This window comes from Bacteroides faecalis (assembly GCF_003865075.1).
Taxonomy (GTDB): Bacteria; Bacteroidota; Bacteroidia; order Bacteroidales; family Bacteroidaceae; genus Bacteroides; species Bacteroides faecalis.
The window spans coordinates 188,372-212,981 of sequence record NZ_BHWB01000006.1 but is presented as its reverse complement, the minus strand read 5'-3'; the positions used below and the strand labels follow the sequence as shown (position 1 = coordinate 212,981).

Sequence of the window (24,610 nt, the reverse complement as noted above, 5' to 3'; positions counted from 1 at the left end):
TTATGATAAGATTAGAAGGAATAACCAAAAGTTTTGGTTCGTTACAAGTATTAAAAGGAATCGACCTTGAGATTAATAAAGGGGAGATTGTCAGTATTGTAGGACCTAGTGGAGCCGGTAAGACGACTTTATTGCAAATTATGGGAACGCTGGATGAGCCGGATGCGGGGACTGTTGAATTTGATGGTACGGTTGTGAGCTGGATGAAAGAGAAGGAACTTTCTGCTTTCCGTAATAAGAATATCGGTTTTGTATTTCAGTTCCATCAGTTATTGCCGGAGTTTACGGCTTTGGAGAATGTGATGATTCCGGCTTTCATAGCAGGTGTTTCGTCCAAAGAGGCCAATGAACGTGCTTTGGAAATATTAGAGTTCATGGGGCTGACTGAGCGTGCTTCTCATAAACCGAATGAATTGTCCGGTGGAGAGAAACAACGGGTGGCTGTGGCAAGGGCTTTGATTAATCATCCTGCGGTGATTTTGGCCGATGAACCTTCGGGAAGTCTGGATACTCACAATAAAGAAGAATTACACCAGTTGTTCTTCGACTTGAGGGAACGTTTAGGACAAACCTTTGTGATTGTCACTCATGATGACAACCTGTCGAAGATAACCGACAGAACGGTCAATATGGTGGACGGTATGATTAAAAAAGTTTAATAAAAGGACCAAACTTCTAAAAAGCAATACCAAATGGCGAGAGGATGATGGCTGTTTTATCTTTTAGCTATATCTTTATATCGCTTCTCTACGGAAGTCTGTGAAGATGATAGTAGAGTGTTTGTTTTGTTTGTGTGTGATGCATTCTTATCTGGTGTGATGGGAATGCATCTTTTTTTTATTAATTCAGACAAATATAAGGGGAAATTCGCTCAAAATCTGCCGGAGTGAACTCTTCATATAAAGTCAGTTCTTTCAGACTTTTTAAAGATCCTTTCTTTTTCTATGTTCATTGATGACTTTGGCTTGATAGTAATTGATGTATGGATGGCGCATCATCTGTTCTGTACTCGCTTTATTGATGTTGATTCGGTGTATAAGGGCTGTATCGATGGAGAACCACGGGCGGAGCCTGTCTACTTTCAGATGAATATCCTGCAATTGCTCTATCCGGTAGAAAAAACCTAAACGATTGCGATAGTTTACAATCATCCGGGCAATACCGCTTCCAATTCCCGGAATTTTCTTGAGTTCGGTGGTGTCTGCCTGATTAAGATCGATAATTGTACCTGACTGGTATTTGAATAATGTGTCTCTTTGTACCTTTTGTATCGTGAGTAGTTGAGTCGTATCTTTGGGAATCACCTTTTCAGTAATCTGGATATAAGGAAGAAGTGTTTGATACTGTTCTTCTGTCAGTCCATATATTTTCCGAAAATCTTCGGGATGACGGAACTTGCCTTGCCTTTCCCGATAATGTAAAATGTTCTTAGCCATCCACGAAGGTAGACCGAGAGTTAAAAAAGTGATAGAGTCTGCGGTATTGGGATCAAATACCGAGAGTTTAATTTCTCTTTTGGGATAGGGAAGAGTGGGCTTTTTAGTGTACTTACTACTGCGCTTTACTTCTTTGAGCGAAGCCATAAATTTATCATATTCCTTTTCAAATTTTTCTTCTTCCGGATTGTTCTCTTCAGCGGGAAAAAATAACTGAAAGAGTTGGGGGACAGAAAATGTTCCAATAACAAGAACGACAAGGACGATAATGCCTTGTCGTTCTGTTTTAGTAAAATAAAATAAGTCTTTCCACATTATTATAGTTTGATCAATCCCAATTCATTGATGAATATCAGTGATATGGCGATCGGAGCAATATATTTAAGTATAAAGATAATCAATTTATAGATTGGGACTTTAAGGGTACCATCGTTTGTAATCTCCGACCAGACGATTTTCTTGTCCAGATACCAACCGGTAAAGAGAGAGATGAAGAAACCACCGAGAGGTAACATGATCTTAGCTGTAACAAAGTCGAAGAGGTTGAACATATTTAATCCGAAGATGGTAAATCCTTTCATGACTCCGAGCGATAACGAACAGATAACTCCGAGACAGATACATCCTCCGGTCACAAATCTGGCTGCTTTTCCGCGACTAAATTTGAATTCCTCATGCAGATAGGCAGTTGCTACTTCATGCAAAGAGATTGTAGAGGTCAGTGCTGCCATGGCAAGTAATACATAGAACATGACAGAGAATATATAAGCTAGTACCGGTACTCCGCTAAATGCCTGCTGGAATACATTAGGAAGTGTAATAAAGATGAGGCTCGGACCTGAGTCGGGTTGTATACCAACAGAAAAAGCGGCAGGGAAAATAATGAATCCGGCTAATATGGCTATAAATGTATCAATGATTCCGACGCTGAAAGCTGTTTTCGTAAGGTTTGTTTCTTTACTGAAATAGGAAGCATAAGTACAAAGACAACCCATTCCCAGGCTGAGGGAGAAGAAAGCCTGTCCCATGGCTCCTAGAAATACATTTCCATTTACCTTACTAAAATCGGGTTTCAACAGGAATTCTATACCTGCACCTGCTCCCGGAAGAGTTACTGAACAGATCACTAATATTAAGATAATGATGAATAGGGTAGGCATCATAATTTTAGATGATTTCTCAATCCCTTTTTCCACGCCTTTTACAATGATAAAATGAGTTGCCAATAAAAAGAGAACCAACCATAAAACAGGTCTCCATGGATTACTGGAAAACTGCTCGAACGAAGAGATAAATTCACTCGACGTTTTTCCGGAGAATCCGTTGGTTACGGCTTCGAAGATATATTCAAGCGTCCATCCGGCTACTACAGAATAATAACTAAGAATCAGAAACCCTGCCAGAACTCCCATACGACCCACCCAACGCCAACGGGTTCCGGGTGCTAATTTTTGATAGGCTCGGGCTGTATTGGCTCTTGAACGTCTTCCGATAAGGAACTCGGCAATCATGATGGGAAGTCCCAGAAGCAGGATACATCCCAGATAGATCAGAATAAAAGCAGCTCCCCCATGATTTCCTGTTTCGTAAGGGAATCGCCAGATATTACCTAATCCTACTGCTGATCCGGCGGAGGCGAGTATAACACCTAATTTACTGCCGAAGCTCGCTCTATCATTTTTCGTCATAAATCTTGTTTTATCTTACAAATCGTTATAAAATACACATCATAAAATGCAAATATAGAAAATGATGCTTATATTTGCACGAAATCTGTAATTTTATTTAGATATGCTATCTTATATTAAGAAATATCCAATTTCTCTTTTTATTATTCTGGCAGTAATTTATCTGTCTTTCTTTAAACCTCCTCAGACGGATTTGAGCGAGATTCCTAATCTTGATAAGCTAGTGCATCTTTGTATGTACTTCGGTATGTCCGGGATGTTGTGGCTAGAGTTTCTGCGTGCACATCGTAGGGATAATACTCCATTGTGGCACGCATGGGTGGGCGCATTCCTGTGTCCTATACTTTTTAGTGGTTGTGTAGAATTGCTTCAGGAATATTGTACCGATTATAGGGGAGGGGATTGGTTGGATTTTGCAGCTAATACCACTGGAGCTGTGTTGGCCAGTTTGATTGCGTATTTTATAATCAGACCGAGGATGATGAAAAAATAAAATGGTGGATTATAAATAATCCACCACTGTACTAAGTTTAATTCCATTAGATCCTTTGATTAGGATGGTATATCCATTAGGTTCCTTATTTTTTATTTCTTCTATTACTTCTCCTGCATTTGCATAAGTTTTAAAAGAGTGTTGTGCAGCTGCAAACTGATCTCCTACAAGCCATACTTTTTCAAAATTACATTCTTTGATGTAATCCACCATCCTTTGGTGTTCTGCCGGACCTTCAGCACCCAATTCACGCATATCTCCCAATATAAGCATTTTATGAGAGACAGTCATGTTCCGGAAATTTTCCAAAGCAGCCATCATACTGGTTGGATTGGCATTGTAGGCATCTATAATAAGGATGTTATTTCCCGTTTTCTTTAGTTGCGACCGATTGTTTTGAGGTGTATATTCGGTTAAGGCTTTGTCAATCTTCTCAGGATTTACCCCAAAAAAATGACCGATGGTAATAGCAGCTAACGCATTGGCGAAGTTATATTCGCCGATAAGTTGGGTTTCTACTTCGTGCCGTACACCTTCTTTCCCGGCTTTCCATTCAAAAGCAAGATACGGAGAATTTCCGGTCACATGTCCATTCACATATAAATCTTCCTGACTGCCGTAAGATATTTGCTTTAATCCGTAAGCAATCTTCATTAAATAAGGATTATCATGATGAATGAAAATAGTAGAATCTTCTTTTTCACGTAAGAAATCATATAATTCGCCTTTGGTTTTAATGACTCCTTCGAAAGAACCGAATCCTTCCAGATGGGCTTTCCCGACATTGGTGATGATACCATAATCCGGTTCCGCAATATCAACTAACTCCTTGACATCTCCGGGATGGCTCGCCCCCATTTCAATGACAGCGAGGTCATGTTCGGCTTTCAGACGAAGCAATGTAAGGGGGACGCCGATGTGGTTGTTCAGATTACCTAGCGTATAAAGTATCTTGTATGATTGAGACAGTACCGCAGAAATTAATTCTTTGGTAGTGGTCTTGCCGTTGGTCCCGGTAATTCCGATTACCCGCGTGCCTAATTGGCGGCGGTGGTAATTGGCGAGTTGTTGCAGCATTTGTAAACAGTCATCTACAAGTATATATCGTTGATCATCTTTCACGACATATTCGGCTTCGTCGATAACGGCAAATGCACATCCGGTTTCCAACGCTTTTCCGGCAAAAGCGTTTCCGTTGAATGATTCACCTTTCAAGGCGATAAACAATGACCCTTTCGGACAGTTTCGGCTGTCGGTGGTCACTGATTGACAATCCAGAAAAATCTGGTAAAGAGCAGAAAGTTTCATAACCTGATCCTTTTTAAAACGGTGCAAAGATAGACTATTCTTTCGGATTTATTTCTCAATTTTAATGTGAATACTTGCTTTTTTTCTATACATTTGCAACGATCTAATTGGAATACAATCGATGATGAATCCTACTTCTCCTATTTATATAAATGTAAATGGACATTTGCTAGACCTGGCTACCCCGCAAGTGATGGGGATTTTGAATGTGACTCCCGATTCTTTTTATTCCGGGAGCCGGATGCAAACAGAAGAAGAAATAGCGACCAGAGCTCGTCAGATCATTGATGAAGGTGCTTCTATTATTGATATTGGAGCCTATTCTTCGCGTCCCAAAGCCGAACATATTTCGGCAGAAGAAGAAATGAGACGGCTTCGCACCGGGTTGGAAATTATTAACCGAATTTATCCGGATGCAATAATCTCTGTAGATACTTTCCGTGCTGATGTTGCAGAACAATGTGTGAAAGAATTTGGCGTGGCTATTGTAAATGATATATCTGCCGGTGAGTTGGACGAGCGAATGTTTGAGACAGTAGCCCGTCTGGGAGTTCCTTATGTGATGATGCATATGCAGGGTACTCCGCAAAATATGCAGAAGGAGCCTCATTATGAGAATCTGATTAAAGATGTTTTTATGTATTTTGCCCGTAAAGTTCAGCAACTACGGGATTTGGGTATGAAAGATATCATACTTGATCCGGGATTCGGTTTCGGAAAAACATTGGAGCATAATTATGAATTGATGGCACATCTCGAAGAATTCCGTATTTTTGAGTTACCTTTGTTGGTCGGAATTTCCCGGAAGTCGATGATATACAAATTATTGGGGGGGACTCCTCAGGATTCATTGAATGGTACTACCGTATTGGATACGGTTGCATTGATGAAAGGAGCAAACATTTTGCGGGTGCATGATGTTCGTGAAGCAGTAGAGACTGTCCGGATTGTGGGAAAGTTGAAGAATTGGTAATTTATAATACTTGTAGTTATAGTGTTAGAGTTTAGTATAAAAGATTTTATTGATATTTTTCTGGTTGCTCTCTTGTTGTATTATACATACAAATTGATGAAAGCGTCCGGTTCTATTAAGATTTTTACCGGTATTCTGGTTTTTATCTTGATTTGGTTGGTAGTGACTCAGGTCTTGGAGATGAAACTACTGGGCTCTATTTTCGATACGTTAATGAACGTGGGGGTAATCGCTCTGATTGTTCTCTTTCAAGATGAAATACGTCGATTCTTATTAACTTTAGGTTCTCATCGGCATGTCAGTGCCTTAGCTCGTTTTTTCAGTGGTTCTAAAAAGGAGTCGTTACAACATGATGATATTATGCCTGTGGTGATGGCTTGTCTCAGTATGGGAAAACAAAAAGAGGGCGCATTGATTGTGATTGAACATAATACTCCTTTAGATGAGGTTATTCGTACGGGTGAAATTATTGATGCAGCAGTTAATCAACGTTTGATTGAAAATATATTCTTCAAGAATAGCCCTTTGCATGATGGGGCAATGGTGATAAGTAAAAAACGCATTAAAGCAGCCGGATGTATTCTTCCGGTATCCCATGATTTGAATATTCCTAAAGAATTAGGGTTACGCCATCGTGCGGCTATGGGGATTTCTCAGCAATCGGATGCACATGCTATTATTGTTTCTGAAGAAACAGGGGCTATTTCCGTTGCTTATCGGGGACAGTTCTATCTCCGTTTGAATGCAGAGGAATTGGAGAGTCTGCTAACAAAAGAAAGTTGAAGTTACTTTTACCTGAATAGATCCAGTGAATGTGAAAAGGTTCTTTATTGATATAGTGAAATATCTTCTGATAGTAGTATTTGTTTATTTCTATATAGGGAACACTGCCTTTATTCACACGCATATTGTTCATGCTTATCTCATCGCTCACTCGCATCCCTTTTTTATCCGGAATGCATCATTCACACAGTCAAATCGAATTTGAAACGTTGTCCTTATTCAATGCTCTGTGCATGGATATGTCGACAGCTTTATCGATAGTTCCCTTTATCCAATTCTTTTTAGGATTTATTTATTCACAAAGCAAGGTAAGGACTGCCGCCCGGCCGTCTTTCTTTGTTTCATCTCCGTTCTCCTCCTCTGAATAACTGATAGAATTGACTATCATTTCACTCAAAACTACTTTGGAAATGACAGAAATACAATCGGGAAAATTAATTTGATCCGGTATTTGCTCTTACTGTAAACGGACCGGCAATCCTAGGTAAGTTTTACTTTAACTAAGGATACTTTTATTGATAACCCTTTATGTTCTTTCTATTAGTATCCTTTGTTTGTGAATAGCTCACAGCAGTGAGCCTATTAGCTTACAATTGTAAATAAATAGGCTTATTATAGTGAATAAATAAGCTAACAATAGTAGACGTTTGTATATGATTAGTTATTAGTATTTTATGTACCTATGGTTTTACTAATAGGAAGCTAGCTTTGGTATCAGATATGCTAATCGTTTCCTCGATTTGTCTTGAGTGAGGGCAAACGGTTGCTCTCACTCTGCCCTAACAGTTGCTCTCACTGCTGAAATGCCGATCAATAGGCGGATACAAGCATAGAGTGGGGACGTGAGAGCAAAACTGCTGCAAATCTTTTATTGTATAGCATGTTACGGTTGATTCAAAACGGTGCAGAAATAAGCTTTTTAACTAAATTGAAAGAGAACAAACCAATTTAGATTATACATAATAACGACAAAAATGAAATATATAAGTATATTGTGCTTGATCTGTATGATGATGTACAGGCACAATATATTGAGACGCTTTTCAATTATAATGCTGCATTGGTAGAATTGGAACGAAGTAGTGGTATCTGGAATATGCAGTGATAAGATGATAAATATCATTGCTGTCCCATTAAAATCTAAAATAGCTCTTTGAAATATTTGAAATTTAGTTAGTTACAGCGTTTTTTCGATTAAACGGATTTCAATTTGCATTTTTGCATCTCTGAAAGGAGATTTGCAAATGCATAAAGAAAAATACGTTTTCTCTCAACTAGTGTCATTCTTAGATAGGAATAAGTTCAACTACATTGTGCGCAAGTATGATGGCGACAAATATGTGAAGCACTTCACCTGCTGGAATCAGCTACTTGCTTTGATGTTTGGTCAACTTTCTAATCGTGAAAGTTTGCGAGATTTGATAGTTGCTCTTGAAGCTCATCATTCCAAATGTTATCATTTAGGGATGGGTAAAAACGTATCAAAGTCATCGTTGGCAAGAGCAAATCAAGATAGAGACTATCATATCTTTGAAGAATACGCTTACTACCTGGTTAGCGAAGCACGGCAAAAGCGTGTTAATCATATTTTCAAACTTGGCGGTAACGTTTATGCTTTTGATTCGACAACTATCGATCTGTGTCTTTCAGTCTTTTGGTGGGCTAAATTCCGCAAGAAGAAAGGAGGTATCAAAGTGCATACATTATATGATGTAGAAACACAGATCCCTGCGTTTTTTCATATCACGGAAGCATCCGTACATGATTCTAAAGCTATGATTGAAATACCTTATGAACCAGGTTCTTATTACATCTTTGACCGCGGATACAACAACTTCAAGATGCTGAATAGGATTCATCTGATTGAAGCCAACTTCGTTGTCAGAGCAAAAAAGAACCTTCAATGCAAATTCATCAAATGGAAACGCAGACTGCCTAAGAATGTGCTTTCAGATGCGAGTGTTCTTCTGACTGGATTCTATCCTAAACAATACTATCCAAAGCCTATTAGACTTGTTAAATATTGGGATGAGGAACAAGAAAGAGAGTTCATATTCATAACCAATGCCATGCATATATCTGCGCTTCAAGTGGCTGAACTTTATAAAAACCGCTGGCAGGTAGAGCTGTTTTTCAAATGGCTCAAGCAACATCTTAGAATCAAAAGATTTTGGGGTACTACAGAGAATGCAGTTCGAATACAGATATATGCTGCAATATGCACTTACTGTTTGGTGGCAATCATTCAACACGATATGCAACTGGATAGAAGTACATATGAAGTGCTACAAATATTGAGCATCTCATTGACTGATAAAACTCATCTGAAAGACCTTTTTGACAAAACTAAATTTCAAAATGACAAAGAACGATTCGGACCAAATGGGCCAAGTTTATTTAATTTTTAATTTGTCCCAATTTTAATGGGACACTAGTGGATAAATATATAGAGTCAATTGCTAAATTCTATTTTTAGCGAATGACTCTATATTATTTACGGGCATTCTTGAGAAGTATTATAGTATGTGATATTCATTCCAAAAACATTGTCTCCACAATTCACCGCACAATGGTCCGTTTAATTTGGAATTGACATATACGCTATCGGACAATCAGATTAGAGAAATCAATCCCAGCTTGAACGGCACATTCGTTTAGAGAAGGAATTAATTCGAAGCCCTGACCAAGTTTCCGCTTCACCGTACCCTCAAGTTTTATATCTTTAATTGCCCCTGTACGTGTATCAGTGATTTTCCAAAGAGCGGTGTATCTCATAATAATATTTCCCAACGAACTTCCATACACACCTCCTGACTCATAGGCAGCATTAGTCATAACCACAAAGGACTATTATATGCCGAACCTCCCGATTGTCTTTCTCCGGATACCTGAATCGAAAAAGCACTCAAATCAAACCATACATCGGGATGATAGTCATTCGTTATTTGTTGAATATTCAAAGTGTTATCAGGGTTACGATATTCATCGCTTCCAATATAAACTTTCCCTTTTCTGGTATCTCCCTTCTTATAGGCAGTTTGTAGAGTAGAAGTTACCAGGTATTGAGACTGGATGAGTGTATCCACTTTAGCAACACTGGAAGAAGAACCGGATAACTTCAAATCTCTATCCAAATGAACGAAATCAGCCGATTTTTTCTTTTGCAGAATATTCATATCAGGAAGGATGTAATCGTAAGAGGAACTAGTTATATAGAGGGTCTGTCCTTCCGGGAGTAGGTAACTCTTTGGTACAATAGAATCTAAAGTTGCCATATCGACAGCTCTACATATAATCGTGTTTTTACTGGAATGACAAGCACAACATAAAAACAGTAATAGCGTTATAGAGGTTGGTTTCATAATTCTATTTTTTAGCAGTTTATTGGTTGAGGTTTAATGGCTTCTTATTAAATTAAAGTAAGGAAAGGTTGGGTTATCCTTTCAAAATAAGTTGCATACAAGTAATGCCTATAATTATTTTCACAAGTGCTACTATAAAACCTAATTTCATAGTGACAGCCTGCGTTATAGGAATAATTTATAACCGTAACATCTGGGGCTACTGACCCGGACTGAACCAGTTCCAACTCTGAATAAGATTTTTGTTTGTATATTTTGTAACTATCTACTTTCATGTAGTTTTTCTTGTCCGCTAATATAGATCCAGAACTTTCTGTTTTTAGAATTATGCTGGAATAATTACACTGCATGGAATATGATAAATAATTCCTTTGACAATCTCCTAATGGACCGAGAGCTCCGGAGTCTTCCTTTACAACTAAATAGTAAGTTTTCTTACATCTAGAACAACTATAAAAGGTCGGTTCTCCACAGGAAAAAGTACAAGTAAAAGTATAGTTTGTCGAGTTATTTGATAAAAAAAGACTACCACTCGGACGAATACTTTGGGAAGTATCATAACCAGATTCCAACTTATATGAAAATATAAGATTTTGATGAGTATTGTATTCATCATTCCATGTAACCATGGTTCCAGGAGTCGATGAATATTTATTCAGATGTGTGACTGTAACTACAGGCAAACACTCCCCATTTCCATTACAAGAGTATCCGGCAGACAACTCTTTCAAGTCTTTTTTAGATTCCTTTTCTGATGTTAATTCATCATACTCATTAGTGCAACTAAACAGAAGCAAACTAAAAGTAAATAACCTACAGTAAGATGAGATTTTTTTCATAATAGTTCAATTTAATATTAGAAATATAAATAATATCTAGTATATGGTATTAATCATTTATAATAGCAAATGAATATAGCTTAAATTCTTCCATTTGTAATTTTACAAAAAATAATTGATATATCCTCTTTTTTTTAAGAAAAAAAAGGCTTATTCTATAATCTGAGCGAAAGTAAGGAGGTTGTGTCAAAACGTTGGCACAACCTTTTTCTAAAATTTATAGTCCTGTTATCTTTTCTTTTGGCTATGCCGCTTTTTTCTCATTCATTTGGTAACAAGTTACTATATTCCCGTTGTATCGAGTTATAAATAGCCCAATAAATATAGATTTAGCAAGTGTAATGAACTCCTTTCCTGCCTTTCTCAGTTTTGCACACATCTTTTTGATATTAAAAGCTATGGCAAAGAAGGCAAAGTCCATTGTCACCTTGTCTTCTCCCATATGCCGGAACCTTCTGTATGCCATGTTGTATTTCATTTGTCCAAAAACGGCTTCCGGTTCTATACACCGCCTGCCCCTATGCCTGATTCCTTCTTCTGAGAGCAACCTTTCCCGTGCCTGCCTTTTGTATTGGTTTAACCGGTGGTTGACTTCTATAATACGGTTCCCCCGGCTTTAAAGCAACTGCCACGCAAAGGACAGCCTTCGCATCTTTGTGCTTTATACCGGGCACTTTCGGAGATGTATCCGCTCGCTGTTTTGTCACGTCTGGTTCCTATACGGTTCATGTGCTGCCCCATAGGACAAACGTAGTAATCCTCCCCCGCATTGTAATGGAGACTCTCCGCATGGAATGGGTTGGGGGTATAACGGGGACGCTGTTCTTTATGGAAGTAGTTGTACTTGACAAAGGCTTCTATCCCATTATCTTGCATGAACCGGTAATTTTCTTCCGAGCCGTAACCGGAGTCTGCCACACCGATACCCGGTAAGCGGTTATAGCGGTGCTGGAAGGAGTGGAAGAAAGGGATCAGGGTCAGCGTATCGGTGGGGTTGGGAAACAGCCGGAAGTCTATGATGAACTGGTTTTCAGTACCTGTTTGTAAATTATACCCGGGCTTGGTCTGCCCGTTCTTCATGGCGTCTTCTTTCATACGCATGAATGTAGCATCAGGATCGGTCTTAGAATAGGAATTACGTTCTCCAAGGACTTCAAGGTGATTGTCGTATTCCATCAGCTTGTCACGGTACTCCTCAAGTTCCCGGACCTGTTTCTTCTTTTCCCGGATGACTTTCTTTTGTTCCTTGTCCTTTGTTACAGGCTGGTGTTCCAGCACCTCTTTAAGTTCATTCACTATATCTGAGAGCATGGCAGGAGTGAACTCTACGGATGTGTCTTTGGAGGAGTTCTCTTGGGCTATGGCTTCATCTACCTGCTCCAGGAGAATGCGGATCTTATCCATCAGCTTTGTACGGTTCTTTTCGACTGTCTTGCGCCAGACAAAAGTATATTTGTTGGCCATGGACTCAATCTTGGTACCGTCGATATACTCTACGTCAAGGCTGATAAAACCTTTGTCGGCAAGGACAAGAACCAACTGCGTAAATACGGTATTTATTTCTTCTTTTACACGGTTTCGAAAACGGTTGATGGTAATAAAATCCGGATGTTCATTACCGGAAAGCCAGATATAATGGATGTCACGTAGGAGAAGCTTCTCTATCTTGCGGCACGAATAGATATTGTTCATGTAGGCGTAGATAATTACCTTGAGCATCATTTTAGGATGATAAGGACAACGACCGGTTGCTTTATAAAGCTTCTTGAAATTGTCAAGATTGAGATTATCAACAACTGTATTAACGATGCGAACCGGATCGTTCGATGCTATGTTCTCATCAATTCTTCCGGGAAAAAGAACTGTTTGGTTGGGAATGTAAGGACGAAAATGTAACTTTGCCATAACGAAAAACTTTATGCCTAAAGTTACAAAAATTTTGGGTAATAACAAAGCCCGGGCTTGCGAAAGTCTGGGCTTTGCGCATAAAAAAAGGTTGTGCCAGCATTTTGACACAACCTCTAGGTTTGTTTAATACCTCCTTAGGCAATACCTTGTATCTTGTAGTCAATTCGCTATGTTTTATTTTATAAGTGGTACATCATAATTAATTAATACTATAGTTGATGTTACGAAGATTTATAGTTCTTCGAACTAAATTGTGTAGAGAAGAAATATATTTATAGAGTAGTTTCAGATTAACTATAGCATGAGGATTTATAAGAATCTACATGGACCGGATTTGAGGTGGTAGTGTATACTTTATAATGTTTCGCTGGTTTTATCAGTTCTGGTATTTCACTAATAAAATGGATAAAAACTGATTGCCAAACATTGTTTGAATGACTAATCCAACATCAAGCTCATAATTGGGTGTAACGGTTGAAGAATCTTATTTGTTAATTCACTTATGTTCATTTGAATGGATGTGCCGGGCAAAGGTTCATTGCTATATTCGCATTTCCCTTTATGTATGAGATAGTAACCATTGTTCATAGATAATTGCTCGTCTGTTAGTTCAATTTGCATTTCTTCTTTTGGAAAAGCTGAAGCATATAATTGTAGGATCTTTTTTGGATTGATTATCCTTGCCATACCGAATGATTGCTGAGGCTGTTCATTATTGGGAGGCAGTAACCTGATTATCTGACTATGTACGCAATGTTGTTGCAAATAATATAATAGGCTGTTTTCTATATCCTTTGTTTCGGCAAAAAGTTCATTAATAATCAGACTCTCATCCGCATTATAGGCAATAGCTAGTCCATTGATTACGTTCTCCTGTTTGGCAATAACTAGAATTCCATCGCTAATGCCCAAATCGGTCATAATCACTCGAAAATCATCAGAGATATGCTGTATACAGCAAGACTGTTCAGACAGTTTTCTATTTAGGTATTGATATACTTCTTCCTGATAGTCAGATATGAAGTTTATTTCTATTTCAGAAGAAGGGATAATTGAAGGCAATGTGATTTCTTCTACCGAATGTTGGAAAACAGGAGCATATCCCATTTGTGAATAATAACTGAATAACCAAGGCTCGGCAGGTATTAGTGTACTGAAAGAAATGCCATTTTGAAACATTCGGTCGAAAGCTAGTTTGAGAAGTTCTCGCATTGTGCCTTTCCCACGAAAATCCGGATGGGTGCAAGCACCTGAAATATAAGAGGTTTGCACAATATGTCCACAAAAAGTCATCGGGTAAGGAAGCATTTGCAGAGCCGAGATTACCTCTGTATCTTTTTGAATGGCAACATTTACTTCATCGGTATAACGTAGTTGAAAGTACATATCAATAAATGCTGTACTATCATTGAAACATCGTTTCCATAATGCTTTTACTTTTTCTCTCATAATGCTCAGTTTTACTGTTTAAACAAACAAAGATAAATATTCGTTTTCATGTTGCCTAAATAATTTGTGATCAATAAGTAATTATGTAACGTTTATATTTTTATTACTGATATTAAATTGTTATATTTGTGATACTTGAAACATTCATTGTGAAACAACTTGCTAAAATAAATATATTATGAAAATGAAATTATTTTGCCTGATTTTAATTCTATGTGGTTGTTTGCCCGTTTCTGCACAACAGCATAGAAGATTTATGCCGAAGGTTGATGAGAACGGAGTTTACTTCGTAGCCGAGAAAATGCCAGAATTTCCGGGTGGACAAGAAGCGCTGATGAAATATTTGAGTATGAATGTACGGTATCCTACTGAAGCTCAAAAGAACAGAATCGGTGGTCGTGTTATTGTCCAGTTCGTAATAACGGAAGATGGGAGTATAACTCAGGAGAAGATAGTAAGAGGGGTAGAAGCGTCATTAGATACCGAAGCGCTTCGTGTAGTGAGGCAAATGCCTAAATGGTCACCGGGAATGGAAAAAGGAGAACCGGTGAAAGTACGTTATAATATTCCTATCTTCTTTCGTATGCCAGATGAGTGGGTTGCTCCTAAACCAAAACTAGAATTGGTATTTCCTGTGGGACAGGAAGTGAAAAATACAGCGTTGGAGGGAGTGTGGCAGTCATGTTCGCTGAAAATGGTAGATGATAAATATCATGTAAGACTGGAGCCCGTATTGAAAATATTGTCCTCTGATGGTACATTCATGAATATCTTTACAGGTGATAATAAAGTGGGTGCAATGATTTCAGCTCAAGGAACTTATAGCAAGGAATCGGATGATACTTATGTGGAATTGTTAGAGAAGTCAGCGATAGACCTTTTTAAAGAAGGCTCAAAAAATGCAATTACTTTTAATTTTCTGAATGATAATCTGGTGAAATTCACGTTTGTAATTCCCAGAAGGGATGCGTTGTGGGAGGAGTACTGGTTCAGGGTTTCTCTTCCTGAAATAAAGCTGATGGCAGAATAGTTTAAATATAAATCGGGAAAAATAAAATGCACATGCTGAGTCGTCTCACATGTGCATTTTGTATTATAAAGTATTTACCACTTCACCATATCCATTGGATGTTCTTTCAGGCAAGCCATGTATTTTTCAAGAATAGCAACTGGCTGATAAGAAAGCTTTGCTTTGCGTAATCCTTCAATTCCTAAATCTTCTTCCCGATTTATATAAGTATATTGTTCGGGAATATGATTGGCAAATTCATAATTGATCATTGCATAAGCACCATCAATATTTGTATCAGCTTTTTCTACATGTACTCCGAATGTTTCGTGATTGATCGGCATACCAAAGGTGAAGGCAACTATTTTTCCATCCACATGTAGAATGCCACCAGTCAGGCCTAAGGCTTCAAAATTATGGAGTGCATAGATAAGCGCCCGACGTTCGTTGCCGGTTCCTTCCTGTTGGTCACAATTATTCATTTTACACCATTCGGCTTCCAAATCGAGACATTCTTGAATACGGTCTGGAGTGATTGGCGTATATTCATAGTTGGGATAAGTATTGCGGAATCGGTTGATGTGATTTCTTTTAGCCTGGAACTTCTTGCCTTTCAGTGTGGCAAGATCACTTCTCAAATAGATATAATCGGCATAGTCCCGATCTTCCGTAAAGATGAACTGTCCGGGTAGGATTTCCTCAAGATCAGCTCGCATACAACTGCAAACTCCCAACATGCAGTACTGTTGTTTTTCCTTCTGTGCATCCTCTATTAATTTCCGAAGAACAGCTTTCAAATCTCCTGTTCCTACAGGCATCATATAAGCCAGTTGCCCTTCGACCCAGAATTTAAAAACCAGAAAGTTATTCACTACTGCAAATTGGGTGTCATATAAGAATCTCCAACTACAAAGATTGGAGAAAGAGAGATCGCAGTTCCGGCGATTGCTGTTCATCGTGAATGCGGTAATTGTGTTTTTATCAGCTAGCGTGATGTCTTTAAATGCAATCATGAGGTCATTTTTTGAGTTTAACTTTAATATAACGGAAAATGGAACGATTTTGTTTTACAAGATTCCTAATAAATGAAGAATCGTTGGTGTTAATAAAGCTGTAAATATTCCATTTAATGTGAGTCCTAAACTCGCATAAGCTCCATATTTGCTACTGATATCCATAGCCGTGGAAGTTCCGACGGCATGAGCGGCTGTTCCCATTGATAGCCCTTGAGCAATCGGGCTGCCAACATGCATAATTTTCATTGTTTTGAAACCGCATATGGCTCCTAGCAATCCCACTGCTACTACGACGGCAGCAGTTAATGAAGGAATACCACCAATTGTTTTGGTAACTTCCATTGCAATAGGAGTGGTTACGGATTTGGGAGCTAAGGAAAGAATAACCTCTTGAGAAGCTCCCATTAATTGGGCAATTGATACAACAGAAATTACTCCCACAATACAACCTGACAGTTGGGAGAGGAGAATGGGTAATAATTGCTTTTTTATCATTTCTAATTGAAGATATAAAGGAACACCTAAAGCTACAACGGCAGGGCGTAACCAAAACTCAATGAGATGTCCCCCTTTGTTGTATGTATCATAAGATACATTCGTCATCTTTAGAAAGATGATAAGAATCGCAATAGTAAGTAATATAGGGTTTAATAGTAATATTCCTGTTTTCTTCTGAAGTATTTTGGCTAAGAAGAATATTCCGAAGGTAATAGCCAACAGGAAAAACTCATTTTCTAAAAAGCTCATTGATTTTTATGTGTTAAGTGGTTTTTTGATTTCCTAACAATCTGATGAACCCATCCTGTGACGGAAAGAACAAGAATCGTGCTAACGATAGTGGCTACCACTATCGGCCAAAACTCTGCTGCAATCACATCAAAATACAACATTAATGCAACTCCGGGGGGAACGAAGAAGAATCCTAAGTTTGCGACTAGGAAGTCGGATAATCCCTGTACCCATTGCAACTTAATCCAACCTAATTTTAAAAAGAGGGTGAGCAGCAGCATACCTATGATGCTGGAAGGGAGTTTAATGCCCGTAAAATAAACGATTAACTCACCCAAAGCCAAACAGCCAAATAAAATGGCGCACTGACGTATCATACTAATTACCTATTGATTATTGAAAACGGTGCAAAGGTAGGAAAAATAGAAGTACAGTGTTAAATATTATAATAATTTAGACTTGGGGGTGAAAATAAGGCTGAATTGTAATGTGGATGTTGCAAAATTGAGTACTTTTGCGGCGCTAAAGGCAAACAACTCGAAAGTTCAAAACATATTTAGATTATATAGATGCTTAATTTAATCAACCAAATTGTGGCGCGTGCGAAAGCCAACCGCCAACGTATCGTACTTCCGGAAGGAACAGAAGAACGTACACTAAAAGCTGCCAATCAGATTTTGACAGATGAAGTTGCTGATCTTATTTTATTGGGCAAGCCAGACGAAATCAATGAGTTGGCTGTAAAATGGGGATTGGGAAATATCAATAAAGCTACCATTATTGATCCGGAGACTTCTCCAAAACATGAAGAATATGCACAATTGCTGTGCGAACTTCGCAAGAAGAAAGGGATGACTATCGAAGAGGCTCGTAAATTGACGAGTGATCCTTTGTTTTATGGATGTTTGATGATTAAAAATGGTGATGCAGATGGTCAATTAGCAGGTGCACGTAACACAACTGGTAATGTATTGCGTCCGGCTTTGCAGATTATTAAGACAGCTCCGGGCATTACTTGTGTTTCGGGTGCTATGTTGCTCCTGACTCATGCTCCTGAATGTGGAAAGAACGGTATTTTGGTAATGGGGGACGTTGCTGTGACTCCAGTTCCTGATGCAAATCAATTGGCTCAGATTGCTATCTGTACGGCTGAGACTGCTAAAGCGGTGGCTGGTATAGAAATTCCTAAAGTAGCTTTGTTAAGCTTCTCTACTAAGGGGTCTGCGAAACATGAAGTGGTAGATAAAGTGATAGAAGCAACCAGGCTTGCTAAGGAAATGGCTCCTACATTAGAATTGGATGGTGAGATGCAGGCAGATGCTGCTTTAGTGCCGGAAGTTGCTGCAAGCAAAGCTTCCGGATCACCGGTTGCCGGAGAGGCAAATGTGTTAATAGTGCCTAGTTTGGAAGTCGGTAATATTTCGTATAAGTTGGTTCAACGTTTGGGACATGCTGATGCTATCGGACCAATTCTTCAGGGTATTGCTCGTCCGGTGAACGATTTGTCTCGTGGTTGCTCCATCGAGGATGTATATCGTATGATTGCAATTACAGCTAATCAGGCTATTGCTGCAAAAGCTAACAAATAATCTTAATCATAAATCAACGAAAAAATGAAAATTCTGGTATTGAACTGTGGTAGTTCATCTATTAAATACAAGTTATTTGATATGACCACTAAAGAAGTAATCGCTCAGGGTGGTATCGAAAAAATAGGTTTGAAAGGATCTTTCCTGAAATTGACTTTACCGAATGGTGAAAAGAAAATTCTGGAGAAGGACATTCCGGAACATACTATAGGCGTAGAGTTTATCCTAAATACGTTGATTAATCCTGAATATGGTGCTATCAAATCTTTAGATGAAATCAATGCAGTAGGTCACCGTATGGTACATGGAGGTGAACGTTTTAGTGAGTCTGTGTTATTGACAAAAGAAGTGCTGGATGCATTCGCTGCTTGTAATGATTTGGCTCCATTACATAATCCTGCCAATCTGAAGGGTGTGAATGCTGTGGCTGCTATCCTGCCGAATATACCGCAAATTGGTGTATTCGATACAGCTTTCCACCAGACAATGCCTGACTATGCTTATATGTATGCGATTCCTTATGAACTATATGAGAAATATGGTGTACGCCGTTATGGTTTCCACGGAACTTCTCACCGTTACGTTTCTCAACGGGTATGTGAATTCTTGGGAGTTAAACCGGATGGACTGAAAATCATTACTTGCCACATTGGTAATGGTGGTTCTATCGCTGCAATAAAAGACGGAAAATGTATAGACACTACGATGGGATTAACTCCGTTGGAAGGTTTGATGATGGGTACTCGTAGCGGTGATATTGATGCGGGTGCTGTTACTTTCATTATGGATAAGGAAGGACTGAATACAACTGGTATTTCAAACTTGTTGAACAAGAAAAGCGGTGTATTAGGGATATCCGGAGTGTCAAGTGATATGCGTGAATTGGATGCTGCTTGTAAAGCAGGAAATCAGAGAGCCCTTTTGGCAGAGAAGATGTACTATTACCGTATTAAGAAATATATTGGTGCTTATGCTGCTGCATTAGGTGGTGTAGATATCGTATTGTTTACAGGCGGTGTGGGTGAAAATCAGTGCTCATGTCGTGAAACTGTTTGTGAGAACTTGCAATTTATGGGTATTGAAATAGATAAGGCTGTGAACTCTAAGATCCGTGGTGAAGAAGCTGTTATTTCTACTTCCGGTTCTAAAGTAAAGGTCGTAGTTATCCCGACAGACGAAGAATTGTTGATAGCGTCAGATACAGTTGCTATTCTGAATAGATAACTGATAAATACTGTTTGTCATAAAGAAAGGGATGGACTCATTGTGAGCTCATCCCCTTTTCTCATCACTTAACTCAATAATCACATGAAATTGTAATTCATGTATTTGTTTTATCCTTGCATCGTTTATCTCAGTCATAAAATGTTTTCTCGATGAAAGGAGCATGAATGAGGTTGAGGTAAAAGAAACTTAGACTAATTTTTTTGATATTCAGGCGGATGTAGTTGGGGTAATGATCCGAAAGTACATTCGTTGTCTTTTCACGAAGTACATCCGAATAGGTACAATCATTCGCCAGATTCTTGTTCAACATAATATAATCATATCTGCATCCCTTATTTTCGGGGAACTCAGTGGTGCTGACCGGAATACTTTGTTTGAAGTGACCATTGCTGTACAATGTAAAGGCATCCTTGAATCCATTGTCCAGTAAGAAATCCGTTACTTCATAGCTGAAAGTAACAGTTGGAGAGAATTTCAGTCTTTCCGTTTCAAACTTCGGACCATAGGCCTTTGCATCATAAGCATTATAAGAGTTAAAGTCTCCTGCTACCAAAACTTTCGCGTCTGCTGGTAGCTGCTTGATCTTTTTATCCACTATGTTTGTGATTTCTGTAATACGATCTTTTAGCTCAAATGGTGAGAGATGGATAACGAATATGTCTATACCCTGACATTTGGCATGGATAAATCCATGATAGGTATATATGTTGGGATCGCTGCCTCTAAGAACCTTTTCAACATCAGTAATAGGATATCTGGATGTTAATCCTGTTGGGTATCCTGTCTCTTTAGTGATATAAGCATACTCGTGTCCATATTGTTTGGCAAACTCCAATAGACTCGCTTCAGTGAAATTGTTCAATTCCTGAAAGAGCATGATGTCCGGATCATAAGTCTGTATCCATTCGAGGAAACGTTGCTTTTTATTCACTTTATTATCAAATCCGTTTAATACATTGTAAGAAAGAACACTTATAGACTCTGTAGATTTCAATGTTATTTCCAGTTTCGTTTCATATTTACCGTCGTATGAAAAACGTTCTTTACATGGTTCGTATTTGGGAGAAACTACTGAGATATAACCATCTACACTTCCTTTATAGTATGGAAGCCATTTTCCGTTCACGTCAGAAAGACCTTCTCCCATAGTGATCACCCGGTTCTTTTCCAGACCGGACATTACAACGAAAGCATCTTTGACAGGTTTTCCTTCCGTATCTTTCAGATAAACGGATAGCTTTCCTAAGGTTGCATTATCATTGCCATCGTCACTATCAGAGCATGAATAGCATATAATGCACAGTAAAATAACGAATAATTTATTTATATTTTTCATAATTGACTGAATTAAAATTCTTATTAAAAATGGTGGCTATAATAAATACTAATACCTATTTTAAACTTCTTATTTTGAATTCACCTATTGCTTGCTTATTTTGGCAGTGTATCCTCCACCCGGATACATCTTAATTTTTATTTTCTTGTTATTCGGTAAAATCTTCGTTTCTTTTTTATAATCTTCCGCGTTACGATCCGCATTTACTCCGTCACGGAAAACTTCCATTTGATACTTGCCATCCGACAGGAATGATAAGTCTATTTCCAGTTCGCGTGTTTTCCAATCATTCATAGCTCCTATATACCAGGTGTCTTTGCTACGGCGTGCCATGGTAATGTATTGGGCGATTTTACTGTCTAAAGTGACGGTTTCATCCCAAATAGTAGGAATGGAGGTGATGAAGTCGGTACATTCTTGTTCATCCATGTAGTTAATAGGAGTATCACATAGCATGTTGAAAGGAGACTCAAAGATCACATATTCAGCTAATTGACGGCAGCGTGTCCCCTGACTCATAGGCTCGCTATAATTAGGAGCGTAACCTTTCTTTGTAGCGTTACGCATAGCTCCTTGTGTGTAGTCTACAGGACCAGCCAGCATACGGATGAATGGGAAGGTCAAATCATAAGTTACTTGGTCATAACCTTGTGGTTTCCATTTAAGTTGTTCCAGTCCATTGACTCCTTCGAAGTTGATAACGTTCGGATAAGTACGTTGTAATCCGAAAGGTTTGCAGGTTCCGTGATAGTCAAGTAGCATTTTGTGGTTAGCACAAACTTCGGCAGCTTCCCACATGAAATCAACCATCTTCTGATCATCACGATCCATAAAATCTACCTTAAAGCCTTTGATACCCATATCGGCATAGTGTTTCACTACTTTCTCCATATCACGATGGAAAGCCCAGTAACCGGCCCACAGGATCAAATCAACATTCTTGGATTTTGCGTATGCACTTAGTTCCTCCAGATTGATTTGGGGGATAATTTGAAGCATATCTGCTTGTTTATTGATGGCCCATCCTTCATCCAGAATAACATATTCGATATTGTTTTTGGCTGCGAAATCAATGTAGAATTTATAGGTGTCATTATTGACTCCAGCGCGGAAATCCACTCCTTTGAGATTCCAGTTGTTCCACCAATCCCAAGCTACTTTGCCCGGTTTGATCCATGAGAGGTCTGTCATCGTGGAAGGTCTTCCTAATAAGAATACCAGGTCGTTATCCAAAAGTTCCTTATCATTTTCAGCAATAGCGAATATTCTCCAAGGGAAAGAACGTTTGCCATCTGTTTTGGCAATATAATCTTCTCGTTCCTTCACCATTTTCTGTAACATATTATGTCCACCTTGTTCGGTTACTTTCGGAACTGTGGCATATACTCCATTCATTGTAAAAGTATTGGCTTCACTGCGTAGGAACATACCCGGATAGTCATATAAATCACTTTCAGTGATACATACTTTTTTGTTATTGACAGGTAACTCAACCAGGAAAGGGAGAATAACCAACCGTTTGTCGTTCAATGATGAAAGTGACTGATAATCGTAGGTGTTCTCAAACGAGTTCAGAAACTGGCTGTCGATATTATCGTCTTTACCACGGTTACTATAAGCAGCATATCCTTTACTTTGATCGGGGAACTTGTATTCTGCTTTCTCGTTAATTACGGTGAGTGGAGTTTTGCCAAAATCTGTTTTAAATTGGTAAGCGACTCCTTGATCGTAACAACGGAATACGACAGAGTATTTGCCTTTGAATTGAACAGTCAGTTCATTATAATTCTCCTCAACTTCACTTTTTTTGTAAATAGGTGATACAATTTTCTGACCGGAAACAGACCGTTGGCTGACTTTCGTCACTTTGGGTTGTATACCTATCTCACCGATTTCCCGAATATTTATGCCAATAGGAGAGGACTTTAATAGGGTAGTTCCGTTTTGCAAAATACTAATAGTTAATTCGTCCCCGGCCGTAACCTGAAGTTCGATTTGTTGGTTAGGTGACTCTAATTGCATCACTTTCTGGCTCCATCCCATAATGGAATGGAGCGCTAAAAAGAAAAGGATTGTTGTTTTTTTATTCATAAAATAAGGGTGTATAGTTCAATGGCTATTTACTTAATTGTCCGTATGCTCTCAGCTCTTGAACAGAAACATTTGCACCACGGTTACTTTCAGTGATCACCATCTTAATGTATTTTCCTGTCACTACTATCGGGCAATAGAATGAAACATATCCCAAACGTTTCTCTGTTCCAAAATCGAATGTAGTAGCTTTTGTCCAGTTTGTTCCATCTTCGCTGATCTCAAAATATCCGCCTTTTAAGTCTGTATTATATGTATCACCGCGTCTCAATATCTCAAATTCGGAAATCGCATAGTTTGTATTCAGCTTAAAGACAAATGTTTGTGGAAGTCCCATAGTACCTACTCCGGAATTATTGTATTTAACATGCCATCTGGTATTATCATTGTTATCAATCATATTTTCCGGTTTTTCAGATCCTTGATAACTTGTATATGATTCTACTGACCATTGTGTATAAGGAATTTGTTCCATACGGTTTAGCACAGTGACTACACAAGTACTTTGTTCTTCTTTGATTTCAAACTTAGAAGGATTACTCAAACGAATAGGAATTGCAAACCAACCGTAGCCTAATTTCTCTTTATCGAGAATCAGTTTCAGAGTCTGAGTATTTTTTCCTGCAACCAATTTCTGTTCCCCAACCAATTCAAAACTTCCGCTGATAGGCTGAGTATATTCCAGTTCATTCTTTTTGTTCCATTCATCCAATAATGTCTGATCGATGGATGCAGTGAAGTCAATATCCCACTGATTAGAAAATGGGGCTTCTATCGGTAACGCTATTTCTATTTTTCCAGAAGCGGTGGTTGGAATAACCTCTTGCAAGGTATTAGCACAAGTAAAGCCAAAAGTGGCAGGTTTCACTACCGGGGAAACGATAACAGAACCTTTGTTTGAGTTAATTTGTACTTCTCCTTTGCTACTCAGTGATAAAGGCAGGATATAGTTATCCCGATTCGGATTCTCGCTTAACAGTGAAGTTTTGAATACTACTTGCATATTCCCTTTCTGTTGTGAAGCTCCCATCGTTTGTTTACTGTTTACTATCTGATAATATTCAGCAGGTAGTAACTTGGCAGAAGTATTATTTTCCTGATTATACAGTTCTATCAGACTTTCATCTACTTCTAATTCAATATTGGCTTCTTTTTCAATCAGACCGCTTTTGAAAATAGGCATAGTGTACGTGTGGTTTTCTCCTGTATTATACAGATCCAAGGTGGTTTCTCCATCATTAATGAAATAAACCAATGGTTCGGATAAGTTATTATCGCGATTGCTGATATCACATCCGGCGAGTAGCAACAATCCACTTATCATCCATCCGACGTTATATATTCGTTTCATAGTTTTTGAATTTGATTTGTTGT

Annotated in this window: 21 protein-coding genes and 2 pseudogenes; 9 read left to right on the top strand and 14 right to left on the bottom strand. The window is 38.5% G+C overall.

Annotation, left to right across the window (positions count from 1 at the left end; genetic code table 11):
- Window positions 1-2: 2 nt before the first annotated feature.
- A complete protein-coding gene (locus EJF25_RS12520; protein WP_125041418.1) occupies window positions 3-659 on the top strand; it encodes an ABC transporter ATP-binding protein in 657 nt (218 codons plus the stop codon).
- A 181-nt stretch (window positions 660-840) separates the two neighbouring features.
- Here the strand turns inward: EJF25_RS12520 and EJF25_RS12515 are convergent.
- Window positions 841-1,751: pseudogene (locus EJF25_RS12515) on the bottom strand (ComEA family DNA-binding protein).
- Window positions 1,752-1,753: 2 nt separating this feature from the next.
- Entirely contained in the window at window positions 1,754-3,124 is a 1,371-nt protein-coding gene (locus EJF25_RS12510; RefSeq protein WP_125041417.1) for a sodium-dependent transporter, read from the bottom strand.
- 103 nt (window positions 3,125-3,227) lie between these two features.
- Between EJF25_RS12510 and EJF25_RS12505 the strand changes: the two genes are divergently transcribed.
- Window positions 3,228-3,617: a VanZ family protein gene (locus EJF25_RS12505; RefSeq protein ID WP_125041416.1), complete on the top strand. Its 390-nt coding sequence runs from the start codon at window positions 3,228-3,230 to the stop codon at window positions 3,615-3,617.
- 9 nt (window positions 3,618-3,626) lie between these two features.
- Here EJF25_RS12505 and EJF25_RS12500 read toward each other — a convergent pair whose 3' ends face one another.
- The gene (locus tag EJF25_RS12500; RefSeq protein ID WP_125041415.1) at window positions 3,627-4,925 is read right to left on the bottom strand and encodes a UDP-N-acetylmuramoyl-tripeptide--D-alanyl-D-alanine ligase; all 1,299 of its coding nucleotides are present in this window, start codon (window positions 4,923-4,925) and stop codon (window positions 3,627-3,629) included.
- 121 nt (window positions 4,926-5,046) lie between these two features.
- Between EJF25_RS12500 and folP the strand changes: the two genes are divergently transcribed.
- The 4 genes from folP to EJF25_RS12485 all read left to right on the top strand — a co-directional run bounded on the left by folP (window position 5,047) and on the right by EJF25_RS12485 (window position 9,089).
- Complete coding sequence (folP, locus tag EJF25_RS12495) at window positions 5,047-5,898, top strand: dihydropteroate synthase (RefSeq protein ID WP_200832906.1); 852 nt, start codon at window positions 5,047-5,049, stop codon at window positions 5,896-5,898.
- A gap of 18 nt (window positions 5,899-5,916) precedes the next feature.
- Window positions 5,917-6,681 carry a diadenylate cyclase CdaA gene (gene cdaA, locus EJF25_RS12490; protein ID WP_125041414.1) on the top strand — a complete coding sequence of 255 codons (765 nt, stop codon included), beginning with the start codon at window positions 5,917-5,919 and terminating at the stop codon, window positions 6,679-6,681.
- Between the two features lie 25 nt (window positions 6,682-6,706).
- Window positions 6,707-6,886 (top strand): DUF8478 family putative metalloprotein, encoded by a 180-nt coding sequence (locus EJF25_RS26820; protein ID WP_502697245.1) that lies wholly within the window; start codon window positions 6,707-6,709, stop codon window positions 6,884-6,886.
- A gap of 1,039 nt (window positions 6,887-7,925) precedes the next feature.
- Window positions 7,926-9,089, top strand: coding sequence for an IS4 family transposase (locus EJF25_RS12485; RefSeq protein ID WP_125041247.1), 1,164 nt, complete (start codon window positions 7,926-7,928; stop codon window positions 9,087-9,089).
- A gap of 193 nt (window positions 9,090-9,282) precedes the next feature.
- Here EJF25_RS12485 and EJF25_RS12480 read toward each other — a convergent pair whose 3' ends face one another.
- The 5 genes and pseudogenes from EJF25_RS12480 to EJF25_RS12460 all read right to left on the bottom strand — a co-directional run bounded on the left by EJF25_RS12480 (window position 9,283) and on the right by EJF25_RS12460 (window position 14,239).
- A complete protein-coding gene (locus tag EJF25_RS12480; protein WP_125041413.1) occupies window positions 9,283-9,516 on the bottom strand; it encodes a hypothetical protein in 234 nt (77 codons plus the stop codon).
- A complete protein-coding gene (locus tag EJF25_RS12475) occupies window positions 9,513-9,956 on the bottom strand; it encodes a hypothetical protein (RefSeq protein WP_125041412.1) in 444 nt (147 codons plus the stop codon). The genes EJF25_RS12480 and EJF25_RS12475 overlap by 4 nt, the downstream gene beginning before the upstream one ends.
- Window positions 9,957-10,090: 134 nt before the next feature.
- Window positions 10,091-10,882: a hypothetical protein gene (locus EJF25_RS12470; RefSeq protein WP_125041411.1), complete on the bottom strand. Its 792-nt coding sequence runs from the start codon at window positions 10,880-10,882 to the stop codon at window positions 10,091-10,093.
- A gap of 244 nt (window positions 10,883-11,126) precedes the next feature.
- Window positions 11,127-12,787, bottom strand: a pseudogene (locus tag EJF25_RS12465) (IS1182 family transposase).
- A 441-nt stretch (window positions 12,788-13,228) separates the two neighbouring features.
- Window positions 13,229-14,239 (bottom strand): GNAT family N-acetyltransferase, encoded by a 1,011-nt coding sequence (locus EJF25_RS12460; protein WP_125041410.1) that lies wholly within the window; start codon window positions 14,237-14,239, stop codon window positions 13,229-13,231.
- A 178-nt stretch (window positions 14,240-14,417) separates the two neighbouring features.
- Here EJF25_RS12460 and EJF25_RS12455 point away from each other — a divergent pair, with 178 nt between their 5' ends.
- Window positions 14,418-15,269, top strand: a complete 852-nt coding sequence (locus tag EJF25_RS12455) for a TonB family protein (protein ID WP_125041409.1) — start codon at window positions 14,418-14,420, stop codon at window positions 15,267-15,269.
- A gap of 74 nt (window positions 15,270-15,343) precedes the next feature.
- Here the strand turns inward: EJF25_RS12455 and EJF25_RS12450 are convergent, their stop codons facing one another.
- Genes EJF25_RS12450 through EJF25_RS12440 form a run of 3 tightly spaced genes read right to left on the bottom strand, consistent with a single transcriptional unit; the run spans window position 15,344 to window position 17,370 of the window.
- Window positions 15,344-16,261, bottom strand: coding sequence for a DUF2156 domain-containing protein (locus tag EJF25_RS12450; protein WP_125041408.1), 918 nt, complete (start codon window positions 16,259-16,261; stop codon window positions 15,344-15,346).
- A 54-nt stretch (window positions 16,262-16,315) separates the two neighbouring features.
- Entirely contained in the window at window positions 16,316-17,011 is a 696-nt protein-coding gene (locus EJF25_RS12445; RefSeq protein WP_125041407.1) for an LrgB family protein, read from the bottom strand.
- Window positions 17,008-17,370: a CidA/LrgA family protein gene (locus EJF25_RS12440; protein ID WP_125041406.1), complete on the bottom strand. Its 363-nt coding sequence runs from the start codon at window positions 17,368-17,370 to the stop codon at window positions 17,008-17,010. Before EJF25_RS12440 ends, EJF25_RS12445 begins: the two co-directional genes overlap by 4 nt.
- 192 nt (window positions 17,371-17,562) lie before the next feature.
- Here EJF25_RS12440 and pta point away from each other — a divergent pair, with 192 nt between their 5' ends.
- Window positions 17,563-18,582 (top strand): phosphate acetyltransferase, encoded by a 1,020-nt coding sequence (gene pta, locus EJF25_RS12435; RefSeq protein ID WP_125041405.1) that lies wholly within the window; start codon window positions 17,563-17,565, stop codon window positions 18,580-18,582.
- A gap of 24 nt (window positions 18,583-18,606) precedes the next feature.
- On the top strand, window positions 18,607-19,806 hold the full coding sequence (locus EJF25_RS12430) for an acetate kinase (protein ID WP_125041404.1): 1,200 nt from the start codon (window positions 18,607-18,609) through the stop codon (window positions 19,804-19,806).
- Between the two features lie 130 nt (window positions 19,807-19,936).
- Here the strand turns inward: EJF25_RS12430 and EJF25_RS12425 are convergent, their stop codons facing one another.
- From EJF25_RS12425 to EJF25_RS12415, 3 genes are all read right to left on the bottom strand, one after another.
- A complete protein-coding gene (locus EJF25_RS12425) occupies window positions 19,937-21,145 on the bottom strand; it encodes an endonuclease/exonuclease/phosphatase family protein (RefSeq protein WP_125041403.1) in 1,209 nt (402 codons plus the stop codon).
- A gap of 84 nt (window positions 21,146-21,229) precedes the next feature.
- Entirely contained in the window at window positions 21,230-23,236 is a 2,007-nt protein-coding gene (locus EJF25_RS12420; RefSeq protein ID WP_125041402.1) for a retaining alpha-galactosidase, read from the bottom strand.
- 25 nt (window positions 23,237-23,261) lie between these two features.
- On the bottom strand, window positions 23,262-24,587 hold the full coding sequence (locus tag EJF25_RS12415) for a BT_3987 domain-containing protein (RefSeq protein ID WP_160119410.1): 1,326 nt from the start codon (window positions 24,585-24,587) through the stop codon (window positions 23,262-23,264).
- Window positions 24,588-24,610: the final 23 nt, after the last annotated feature.